Origin of the sequence: Thiorhodospira sibirica ATCC 700588, assembly GCF_000227725.2 — a bacterium.
GTDB lineage: Bacteria > Pseudomonadota > Gammaproteobacteria > Ectothiorhodospirales > Ectothiorhodospiraceae > Thiorhodospira > Thiorhodospira sibirica.
The window spans coordinates 149,010-160,294 of record NZ_MU255056.1 but is presented as its reverse complement, the minus strand read 5'-3'; the positions used below and the strand labels follow the sequence as shown (position 1 = coordinate 160,294).

The 11,285-nt window shown below is 52.7% G+C and carries 7 protein-coding genes; 3 read left to right on the top strand and 4 right to left on the bottom strand.

Going from position 1 to position 11,285, the window contains the following annotated elements:
- Positions 1-262 precede the first annotated feature (262 nt).
- From THISIDRAFT_RS00890 to THISIDRAFT_RS00880, 3 genes are read left to right on the top strand one after another with little or no spacing between them, the layout of a single operon-like run.
- Positions 263-2,137: a diguanylate cyclase gene (locus THISIDRAFT_RS00890; RefSeq protein WP_006787871.1), complete on the top strand. Its 1,875-nt coding sequence runs from the start codon at positions 263-265 to the stop codon at positions 2,135-2,137.
- Positions 2,138-2,189: 52 nt separating this feature from the next.
- Positions 2,190-3,536, top strand: coding sequence for an AAA family ATPase (locus THISIDRAFT_RS00885; RefSeq protein ID WP_006787872.1), 1,347 nt, complete (start codon positions 2,190-2,192; stop codon positions 3,534-3,536).
- An 11-nt stretch (positions 3,537-3,547) separates the two neighbouring features.
- On the top strand, positions 3,548-4,921 hold the full coding sequence (locus THISIDRAFT_RS00880; protein WP_006787873.1) for a ParB N-terminal domain-containing protein: 1,374 nt from the start codon (positions 3,548-3,550) through the stop codon (positions 4,919-4,921).
- Positions 4,922-4,993: 72 nt separating this feature from the next.
- Here THISIDRAFT_RS00880 and THISIDRAFT_RS00875 read toward each other — a convergent pair whose 3' ends face one another.
- Genes THISIDRAFT_RS00875 through THISIDRAFT_RS00860 form a run of 4 tightly spaced genes read right to left on the bottom strand, consistent with a single transcriptional unit; the run spans position 4,994 to position 10,922 of the window.
- On the bottom strand, positions 4,994-5,308 hold the full coding sequence (locus tag THISIDRAFT_RS00875) for a DUF190 domain-containing protein (RefSeq protein ID WP_006787874.1): 315 nt from the start codon (positions 5,306-5,308) through the stop codon (positions 4,994-4,996).
- 4 nt (positions 5,309-5,312) lie between these two features.
- Positions 5,313-6,455, bottom strand: coding sequence for a radical SAM protein (locus tag THISIDRAFT_RS00870; RefSeq protein ID WP_006787875.1), 1,143 nt, complete (start codon positions 6,453-6,455; stop codon positions 5,313-5,315).
- 53 nt (positions 6,456-6,508) lie between these two features.
- Positions 6,509-7,471 (bottom strand): diguanylate cyclase, encoded by a 963-nt coding sequence (locus THISIDRAFT_RS00865; RefSeq protein WP_006787876.1) that lies wholly within the window; start codon positions 7,469-7,471, stop codon positions 6,509-6,511.
- On the bottom strand, positions 7,461-10,922 hold the full coding sequence (locus THISIDRAFT_RS00860; RefSeq protein ID WP_006787877.1) for a response regulator: 3,462 nt from the start codon (positions 10,920-10,922) through the stop codon (positions 7,461-7,463). Before THISIDRAFT_RS00860 ends, THISIDRAFT_RS00865 begins: the two co-directional genes overlap by 11 nt.
- Between the last annotated feature and the right edge of the window lie 363 nt (positions 10,923-11,285).

Here is an 11,285-nt window from a genome sequence, read left to right as displayed (position 1 = left end):
TAGTGCGTGTTCTGACTGGCCGAGTACAACTCGGCGATCCAGATAACCACCCCGCCCCTACGCGCCACCCCTCCTTGAAAAGGAGGGGAGTCTTTTTGTTACTCGCTCCCAGGCGGCGCGCTCAGGCGGCGAAATACCGCACAGCGAAGGCAAGACGCTTTTGCCATGTTGCTGCTAAACTATCCTCACTTTCGTTTTCTGTGTCGCCGTGCAATGCTGCGACCCGCGCCTCTCCAAATCAAGATCACTACCACGACACGCTATGCATAGACTTCAGACCAAAACCATGATGGCCCTGTTTGCGGTGATGTTTACCCTGACGGTGGTCATCGGCTTGGCCAGCATCGCCTCTTTTCGGGATTTTTCCATGCGGGCGGCAACGGAACATACCCGCACGGCGGCTGAAATCCTGCGTGTGGCGCTGACGGAGGCCATGCTCAATGGCACTATTGACCAGCGCGATTCCTTGCTGACGCGCCTTGCCGAGGTGCAGGGTCTGGATCAAGCACGGGTGGTGCGGGCGCAAATCCTGGAAGAGCAATACGGCAATGGTTTTGCGGTGGAAAGTGTCGCCGATGAGATTGATCACTATGTGATGCAAACGGGCAAGCCGTATTATGCGCTGGCCGGCGATATTCTCAGCCCGGATTTTCGCGCTACCATCCCCTATGTGGCCACCAGCGACGGCGATGTCAATTGCCTGAGCTGTCATCAGGTTCCTGAAGGGAGCACGCTGGGGGCGGTCACGCTGATTGCTTCCTTTGCACACATGCGCACCACCGCACTGCTGACGGTCTTGTTTTTGGTCGGCGCGGCGGCGCTGTTTGCGATTTTTTCCGTGCTTTTCTTGCGCCGTTTGCTGCAACCCCTGGTTTTAACAGCCACTGAGATTGAGCAAGCCGTGACCCGTGCCAGTGCCGGTGATTTCAGTATGCGGGTTCAGCGACGCACTGATGATGAAATTGGTCAGGTTGCCACCCATTTCAACCACCTTTCCGACAGCATCACCCGCCGCCTGAGCGAGATTCGTAATCATGTCGCGCAGCTGGTCAATTCCCGCCCGCAAAGCGATACCAGTGGTGATCTGCTTGCTGAAACCGCCGCTACTGTCTCCGGTCTGGTGAAAGTGGCGCAATTTAAACAGGCCATTGAAGAGGACGAATCCAGCGAAGAGGTTTTTTTGCGCATTGGAGAGGTGTTTGCGCAGGAATTTCACATTGAGCTGTATTCCATCTACGAGGTGGACCAGGATCTGCATCGCATTCATCCGGTAATGATTGACGGCACGCCGAGCACGATTCTCCAATGGTGTCATGAGCGTATCCTCGAACAATCCTCCGCCTGTCGTGCGGTGCGCACCGGCCATGTCATCGACGGGGTAGAAAATGCCTCGATCTGTCGCGCCTTTGATGCTCAGGCCTACGGTCAAGGCTACCGCTATCTGTGTCTGCCGGTGATTCAATCGGGCAGCGTGGGCAGTGTTGCACAACTGGTATTGAGCACGGACAATGCCCCTTGTATCAGCCGTATGCGCCCCATCATTGAGGCTTATTTACGCGAAGCGGCGCCGGTACTGCAGGCCAAGCGCCTGATGGCCAGCCTGCGCGAATCCACCTTGACCGACGCGATGACCAGCTTGCGCAACCGTCGTTTTCTGGAAGAATACGCCGAAACCCTGGTCAATCAATGCAAGCGGCGGGCAACCTCCATGACCCTGCTGATGCTGGATCTGGATTATTTTAAGCCGGTCAACGACAATTACGGGCATGATGTGGGCGACCAGATCCTGTGCGCGCTGTCGGATATCCTTAAAGCCAATGTGCGTGAATCGGATTTGTTAATCCGCTACGGCGGCGAGGAATTTCTCATCGTCTTGCAAGACACCAGTGGCGAACAGGCGATGGGTGTTGCTGAAAAAATACGTCAGGCCGTCGAGGCCTATAAATTCAAGGTGGGCGGCGGTGTGATTCTCAATAAAACCATCTCTATTGGTCTGGCTGACTACCCCAACGATGGACAAGCCTTCTGGCAAGTGCTTAAATTTGCCGATGTCGCCCTCTATGCGGCTAAAGAAGGCGGCCGCAATCAAGTGGTGCGCTTTATTCCCGAACTTTGGGCAGAAAAGGAATCCTACTAAGGCCCGCAAAACGTCAAGGAAACCAAACTGAATTTTTAATCAGGACAAGCACATGGAAACCGTCAGCTTTCATCCAGACTATTGCAAGAATGAACGCGAAGTAGAAAGCAAACTGATCGTAAGCTATCTGCTTCCCGCCTTAGGCTATCAGATCAATATGTGGCAACAGGAGAAAGTCACCCGACGATTTAGATTGGATTTTTTGGCCGCGCCACAGCCGTCGGATGAAAAAAATGTTGCCCGGTTAATCATTGAAGCCAAGCACCCTAAAATTGTGCTGGAAGCGGCCTACCACCAGCTCAAACGCTATATGCTGGTTCTGGATATCAGCTATGGCCTTCTCACCAATGGTTACGAGATTCGGATCTATCAGAAGCGTACATACAAGGTGCATCTTGTTTTTCGCTGCCATGCTTCTGAGCTAGTGCAACGCATTGAAGAAATGAAAGAATTAATCGGCAGGGAAGTTTTACTGCAACACGTCAATCCTCAACCTGTACCGCAGATTCAGTGTTTATCCAACCCAAAACCCACAGGAGATCACAATATGAAGATTGTAGCTGTTTATCATAACAAGGGTGGCGTGGGAAAAACCACCACCGTGGTTAATCTCGCCGCTGCCTTTGCCCGCCAAGGAAAACGGGTACTGATTATTGACCTGGATAGCCAGGCGAATACCACTTTTAGCACCGGAATGATTAAATTTGGTGATGAAGCCAAAGACACCTTGCGTGACAAGTATGTTTATCATGTCTTGCGCTATAGTGATACTTATCCAATTAGAGAGGTGATGGAAAAGGCGAGCTTTGATAGCAGCAACAGGATTTATGTTGTTTCTTCGCATATTCGTTTGATGGAGCATCAAGAAGAATTAAATCGCCTGGATTTTACACGAATGGTATTAAAAGAAAAAATACTGAAAGATCAAGATAAATATGATATTGTCCTGATTGACACCCCTCCTTCCTTGGATCTTTATGCACGCATTGCATTGATTACTGCTAATCACTTGGTGATTCCATCAGACCTCAAGCCATTTGCCAATGAAGGACTTGAAAATGTAAGAAATTTCATCAAAGAAGTTGATGGATTTAAAAATATGACGGGTGCTGCGCCAATAAATATACTAGGTGTATTACCTAATAAAATTTCAACCAATCCGCGTTTTTTGTCTTCAACATTTGCAAATCGCATTGAAAACATTAAAAAGAGATATAAATTCCCCGTTATGGATGCTGTCATTTATGATCGAGAAGACCTGGTGAAGTGCATGGAGCAAACCATTGAGGTAGGTGATTTAGACATGAGTGATCCACGATCTATTTTTGACTATAAGCCGCATTCCAAATCATCCGAAGAATTTTCCATGCTGGCTAACTTGATTTCACAAAAAATATAAAGGTATAAGCTATGTTGAAAGTTGCTCCAAAGATTATTCTATTTAAAAGCATTGATACGAACATAGAAAACACTTTTTCCAAAGATGAAATTGAGCAAGCAGCCAGGTCTATTCTGGAAGGTGGTGGCGTTATTAATCCTTTGGTTGTAAAAAGAAAAGGCATTGAAAGATATGACCTAGTCAACGGTGAATTTGAATATTTTTCCGCAAAAAGAGCCAAGGAAATTGACCCCATCAAAGGAGAAAGCATTGATGCTTATATAATTGAAGAAGACAATGCTCATGTTATTGAGCAGCAGATAAAGTTGTTTCGTCATCATGCTCCGCATATCAAGCCAGAAACTGAAAACGGCGCTTCGCCAAAGGCTTTTAAAGAAAGTTCTGTAAATGTTAGCATGAGAGAGCTGCAAAACATGTTTTCAACATTACTGCAACCCTTGGTGGAAAAAATCGATCAAATTCAAAAAATTTTACAAAATAATACAAACTCTATTGAAGCTAAAATAGATAATCGCTTCGAGGAAATGGAAGATAACTTAGCCGCCAAGCTTAGCGACAAAATGGATCATCGCTTAGAATTGATTGAGAATAGGTTAGCTAACATAGAAAGAGAAAAAAATAAAGGTAAAAAGGTTGATCCATCTCCAGAGCCTACTTTCTCGGATGCATGGATTGAAGCATTAAACCAGATTACTTTTGAGGAATTGACCCGCAAAGCCGCCAAGAAACTTAAGGCCAAGCAGATCAATAATTTAATTGCAGTCAGAGATACTCAGCCTTTTGTGAGCGAGCAGGACGTGCGAGACGTTCAGGGCATTGGCCCGGTCGCGATTAAGCATCTGAAAGCGCTTTTATCCGACGTATCCACAGATACACAAAAAGCGCCTGTTGCCGACCCGCCTGTCCAGGACAGCGCCGATCACACGCCGCCTGCGAAAAAAACACAGGATTCTGTCAGCAAGCCCCAGGCGCCGCAAAAGGCCGAGCAGAAAGAACAAATCCGGCAGGATGTTTATAGCAGCATCAGCGCTTTTGTACATGGTATGACCGTTGAAAAGCCAATGCCTCCAGAGCTTTCCAAAGCCAATGACATCAGCACCGAACAGCCAATCCCCCCTAAGGCCGCTGCGGCCAATGCCAAAACCGTCGAAAAATCAATACATGCTGAGGAATCCATCCCCACAATCATTCCTCCTGAACTGATCACCATTAACAACTTAAGTAAAAAGGAAATTGCCTTTAAACTCAGCAGAGCAAAAGTGCATAAAATGGTTATCGAAGAAATTTTAAAAAAGCATCCCTTTGAATCCCTCGAAGAAATTCAGCGAATCAATAAAATCGGAAAAAACAAAATCAACCACATCATAAATACCTTAACTTCATAAGCGCATGCGCTTTCAAGCCTGTGGTTTTGTGCCGAGTGAAACCCGGCACTCCCACACAGAGGCGGCTGATATTTAGCGCAGTTGGGCTTTGAAGCTGACGACGTGGCCGGGTTCGATCAGATCGCTGACGGCTTCCAGGGCTTGGGTAATCTTCTCGTCGGTATCAAAAAACTCAATGACGACGGGTAGGTTTAGGGCCAGGTCGAGCAGGGCGGTGCTGGGCAGGATGCCTTCGATACCCAGACCGGCGATGCCGCGAAACAGGCCTACGCCGCGTACTTTGCACTCATCGTGCAGGCGGCGAAAGATTTCCGCCTGTTTGCCGTGGGCCTCGGTGACGTAGATGCGCACGAAAGTGATGTCGGTTGGGGTGGCTGCGATGGGCACGGCTTTATTCCTCGTTAAAAGTACCCACGGCTTCCCCGGCAAGCTGGCGGCGCACGCAGTCAAGGTCGTGTGCGTTCAGGGCGAAGGGGAATGAGCGGATATCGGTTGGTGTGGAGTCGCCATAGGGTCGATTGCAGACCGAGATGGCTTCGTTTTCTTTACCGGGACAGCCGGAGGTGCGAAACGGTGTACCGGAGGCGATCAGGGCGTCTTGTTGTGCGGGCAATATGCCAAAATCAATGACCTGGCCTTGGTCGTTGAACTGCATATTTTCAAAACGCCCGTCGGCGTAGTCAATGATGAAGCGGCCTAATTGCACCCGTCGCCATTGATCTCGCGCCACGGGCTGCCATTGTTCCATCAGAGAGCCTTGCTCGGGGAAAAAGGCAAACAGGTGGTTATGCCCCCCTAGATCACACACCCGCTGACAGACTTCCAGCATTTCCTGCTCGGTTTCGCCCATGCCGCAGATCAGATGTGTGCCAAAGTGCTCCGGGCCAAAGATCTCTGCGGCCCATTCCAGCACGCGCCAGTAATGTTCCCAGCGATGCGGCCCGCCGACGGGAGCGCCACGGGTTTGGGCAAAGACGCCGGGGGAGGCGGCATCCAGGGCGACAGTAAATATCTCGGCGCCATGATCGCGCAGGCGCAACAGGTCATCACGCTGCATGGAAGTGGGGTTAGAAAGAATGGATACCGGAATATCCGGGACGGCACGCACCCAGCGTTGTAGCAGGGTGAGGGCATCCTGATCAGAATCGGGGTGGGTAATCATGGAGATGCACATGCGCTCAAAACGTCCGCGATCTGTGCCGTTTTGCATCCGTTCCAGCACCTCATCAAAGCGCGCTGCCGGCCATTCGACCCGGATGAAATTACGCTCGGCATAGTCTTTGGATTCTTCGCGGTGGCGTGCCAGACCACAATAGCTGCAATTGGCGCGACAGCCCTCGGGGTAGGTCAGCAACAAGTTGAGACAGTGGGTGCAGTCGGTGCGATACATCTGCCCTTGCATCAGTCCCAGGGTGATGGCGGCAGCGGTGGACATCTGCACATATTCAGGCGAGCGCATGGTCGGGGCCTTGTGCCCACGCTGGGGGCGGTAAAAGGATACCGGTGCAGGGGCGGTGTGGGGATGCGTATTCATAAAAAAGTCTCCGGGATAGAGGCTGGGCCTCGCGCTGAGCGGTGAGCGGATCTTCAGGATTGAGCGACATCCTCATCCTGTGCGCAGATATTTTTTACCGTGATGCGGTTTCTGCCGTGGTTTTTGGATTCGTACAAGGCCTCGTCGGCTAGATCAAACAGCTTTTGCGCCGCGCCGGTATCAACAGTTGGAATCAAGGTGACAACCCCAATGCTGAGCGTGATGAATGAGGACACGCTGGAATAGGCATGCGGTAATTGCAGCGCTGCGATGGCCTCCTGAAAGCGCGTGGCCACATGCAACGCACCCGTGGTATCGGTTTCCGGGAGCAGCGCGGAGAATTCCTCACCGCCATAGCGCGCGACCAGATCCGCCGGGCGCGTAATCGCCCCTTGCAGGGCTTTGGCGACCTTGCCCAGGCAGTCATCCCCAGCGCCGTGGCCGTATTGGTCGTTGTACGGTTTGAAATAGTCGATATCCATCATCACCAGCGATAGCGGGCGGCTTTCGCGGATGGCGCGCTGCCATTCATGGTTCATGCGTTCATTGAGATAGCGCCGGTTGGGGATACCGGTCAAGCCATCCAGCATGGCGAGCTTTTCCAGCAGGTCGGTTTTGATCTTCAGGCGCATGTGATTGCGCACCCTGGCGCGCACAATGGCCGGATGAAAGGGCTTGGAGACATAATCCACCGCGCCCAGACGAAAGCCCAGCTCTTCATCTTCGACGGCATCGCGGGCGGTGACAAAAATCACCGGGATGCGGTTGGTGCGGCTGTCGGATTTTAGCGCACGGCAGACCTCATAGCCGTCCATTTCGGGCATCTCGATATCCAGCAAGATCAGGTCGGGCGGCTGTTCCTGGTTGGCAATGTCTAAGGCTTTGCTGCCGCTGGTGGCCACTTGCACACGGTATTCATCTTTCAGCAATTTCGCCAGCGCTTGCACATTGGTCGGCTGGTCGTCAACGACCAGCACGGTGGGACGCTCGGCATGGGCGGAGGAATTACTCAACACGCTGTTCCCCGATGATGGATTGAAGTTCTTGCATGAGTTGCAGTGCCTCGTCGGTGGCAAAGGTCTCAATCAGCTGGCGCAGCTGTTCACAGGTGGCGGCATCCACCGTTGCAGCCAAACCGGCCAAGGCGGTGTTAATGATACCTTCTTCAATAAATTCATTGTCTTGCAATGCCTGTTGCAGGCGTATAAAGGCCGCGTGTGCGCTGCGTGGATCGCTGGCAACGGGCGTACTTTGCGTAACCGGCACCTGGGCAAGCTCGCGCTGTGCCTCATCCAGCGCCTGAGCCAGTTCTTCAGCCAGTGCCGAGGACACAGCCTGGCGCTGCTTGAGCCGCTGGTCAATCTCATGGGCCACCTGCTGCAGGCGCACCGCCCCGAGATTGGCCGCCGTCCCTTTAAGCGCATGCGCCAGCGCACTGGCCTGTGTCTGCGCCCCTTGGGCCAGTAATGTCACCAGTGGCTGATATTCGCTGGCAATACGCGCCTTAAACTTTAGCAGCATTTGATAATAAAACGCACGATCCCCATCGGCAATATGCAAGCCCTTGGCCAGATCAAAGCCTTGCAGTTTTGGTAGCGGCGCATCTGCATCCGGGGTTTGCAGGTCGGCTGTTTGCGCCGCTGCGGCTGGCCGGTCTTTGGCCTGTAGCGGTGGAGGTGCAGGCGGTGGCACCGGGCTGGCAATGGGTGCAAACCCCGTTTGCGGGAGCCAGTGGGCGAGGGTGCGATATAGCTCCTCACGATCCAGGGGTTTGGCGAGATGTCCGGCCATCCCGGCCTGCTGGCTACGCACCTTATCCGCCGGCATGACCGCTGCAGACAGCGCAATGATGGGAATCTCGGGGTAGTGGCTTTTGATCTGCTCGGTGGCCTCAAAGCCATCCATGATCGGCATCTGTAAATCCATTAAAATCAGATCCGGTTGCTTATGCAATACCATTTCCAGGGCTTGCGCGCCGTGGTTGGCGACCCAGATGGTAGCCCCGGTTTTTTCCAGGGTACGCAAGGCCACTTCCTGATTGATGGCATTATCTTCTACCAATAATACGCTGCTGTGGGCAAACTGGGGGATTTGCGGTTGGCCTTCGGTCTGTGCGGCGGTAACGCCGTATTGCAGATGTGTCATGACGCCCAGTAACGAGGAGGCGGTGACCGGCTTGCTCAAAAAGGCCGCATAACCGTCATCAGCCTCTTTTTTCTTGATGCCATAGGCGCTGACGATGACCACTATCACCGGATGCTGCAAAATCCCCTGGTGTTTCATGCGATCAATGATGCGGCTGGCTTCCATGCCATCCAGTCCATCGGGCATTTTCCAGTCGAGAAACACAAAATCAAAGGGGCGCTGCTGTTTATCGGCTACGATCAGCGCCTGAATCGCGGCCTCACCGCTGGCGACCTCTTCGACCTCAAGCTGGTGATGCTCCAAAAGCTCGCGCAACACCGCCCGGGCGATGGCATGATCATCGACCACCAGCGCCCGTGTGCCTACTTGCGTGATTGGAGCTGCGCCGGTGGTGCTGGATGCAGCCGCTTGGGCCAGCGGCAAATGCAGGTTAAAGCGTACCGTTGTGCCGATCTGGGGTTGCGATGCAATTTCCAGGGTGCCGCCCATCTTTTCCACCAGTTTACGGCTGATCACCAGCCCAAGACCGGTGCCGCCGTATTTGCGGGTGGTTGAAGTGTCGGCCTGCGAAAAGGGCTGAAACAGTTTGGCCAGTTGTGCCTCGGTCATGCCAATGCCGCTATCTTTGACCTGAAAGCCCAATAAGGCGGCCTCGCCGTGGCATTGTAGCGGGCGAATATCCAATTCCACGCTTCCTTGTGCGGTGAATTTCAGGGCATTGCCTAGCAGATTGATCAATACCTGTCCCAGCCGCAGCGAATCTCCGACTAGCCTCTGCGGTACTTCGGGATGCGCATGAAAAATCAGCTCCAGACCTTTTTCGTCGGCAGCGTTGCTAAACAGAGTGGTCATCTGATCCAACAGCTCATCCAGTGAAAAGGGATGCAGATCCAGCTCAAGTTTATCGGCCTCGATTTTGGAATAATCCAGAATATCGTTGATGATGCCCAGCAGCATCCGCGAGGAGCGATGAATTTTTTGCAGATAGTCGCGTTGGTGGGGACTGAGTTCCGTGTTTAGCAACAACTCGCTCAGACCGATGACGGCATTCATCGGCGTGCGGATCTCATGGCTCATATTGGCAAGAAAATCACTTTTGGCGCGATTGGCCTGATCGGCCTCTTCCTTGGCGTGTAACAGCTTCTGTTCTTGTTCCAGCAGGGCCTGACGCGCCAGCACCCGCTCGGTGATGTCTTCATTGGTGCCGACAATGCGCACCGCCTGACCGGCGTCATCATAAAAGCATTTGGCCATGGCGCGGATATGCCGAATTTCCCCATCGGCCCGCGCAATGGTGAATTCGCATTGAAAGGGGCGGCGTTGCGCAATCGCTGTCTGGAAAATCTCAACCGTCGCCGCACGAATATCCGGGGTCAGCGCCTGCACCCAGTCTCCAACGTTTGCCGAAAATTGGGTGGTGCTGGTGCCATAGAGCCTGAACATGCCCTCATCCCAGCTCAGTTCGCCGCTTTTGATGTGTAGATCCCAGATCCCCAGTTCGGCGGCATCGGTGGCCAGCTTGAGGCAGTCCACGCTTTCCTTGAGGGCCAGCTGGGCGGCTTTTTGTTCGGTAATATCCAGCCCCGTCCCGCGAAAACCGATCAAGGCTCCGCTGGCGTTATGCATGGGCAAACCGCTGACCCGTTGCCAGACCAATGAGCCATCCGGGCGTGTGGATTGATGTTCAAGGCCACGAAACGCCTGTCCGGTGGTTGCCCATTGTGCAAACATCGTTGCCACCCGCACCTGCTCTTCTGCGGGCATGAATTCAAAGGGGGTATGTCCCAAAATATCCCGGATCGGACGACCCAGTAAGGTTTCTACCGGGTGCGTGAGAAAGCGATAGACCCCCTGACTGTCCGTTTCCCAGATGTATTCACCGGCGGCATCGGCCACATCACGGAAACGCTGCTCGCTTTCCTGTAAGGCAAGGCTGGCTTGATGGTGCGCGGAAAGGTCACGGAAAACGCAGAAAAAAGACGCTGGATCAGTCTTTTGCATCAACAGCACGGTCACTTTGACGGGGATTAGCGCGCCGTCTTTACGTCGATGCCAGGTCTCAAAATCATCACGTCCGGTATTGAGAATGGTCTGGATGTGCGCCTGTATCTGTTGTGGAGTCTCTTTGGCCTCGTAATCCGGGATGCGCAGGCGGGAAAATTCCTCGCGGCTATAGCCCAGTTGTTCGCAGGCCACTTGATTAAACTGTATCGGCAGGGCCGTGTGCGGATCAATCAAGACCACCGCATCCGGATAATGCTCAAACATCTGCTCAAAGCCGTCGTTGCATTGTTCAATCAGGGTTTTGCGGGGAGCAGACATCACACAATGCCTCGCAATACATCCACCCGCAGCACCGGGAGGAATAACAGGCCGCCCCTTGGGGCGGCGCTTGCGGTCTGGATCACGATGCAGATCAACTGATCGAGTTTCGCTAACAAACGTTAACGCGCACCCTCAAGTGAGGATGGGCCGATCCGCCAAAGCCAGATGAATAAACATCTGGCGCTAAGTTCTTGAGTACGCTTTAGGTTTTACATCTAAGACTTGCCCAGATAACCGCAAACCTAAACTCATTAAAGAACGAAAACAGCCCTTGGTTCTCGGGCTAAGGCCATAGTAGGGTATGCTAAAGCGTATGTAAACCCTATTTTTAACTGAACTTTTTAGGAGTTTTTGTCTGTA

Excerpts from the sequence above, each read along its gene's own strand:
- THISIDRAFT_RS00890 (WP_006787871.1), top strand. The coding sequence starts at position 263 with ATGCATAGACTTCAGACCAAAACCATGATGGCCCTGTTTGCGGTGATG.
- THISIDRAFT_RS00870 (WP_006787875.1), bottom strand. The coding sequence starts at position 6,455 with ATGAATACGCATCCCCACACCGCCCCTGCACCGGTATCCTTTTACCGC.
- THISIDRAFT_RS00880 (WP_006787873.1), top strand. The coding sequence starts at position 3,548 with ATGTTGAAAGTTGCTCCAAAGATTATTCTATTTAAAAGCATTGATACG.
- THISIDRAFT_RS00885 (WP_006787872.1), top strand. The coding sequence starts at position 2,190 with ATGGAAACCGTCAGCTTTCATCCAGACTATTGCAAGAATGAACGCGAA.
- THISIDRAFT_RS00860 (WP_006787877.1), bottom strand. The coding sequence starts at position 10,922 with ATGTCTGCTCCCCGCAAAACCCTGATTGAACAATGCAACGACGGCTTT.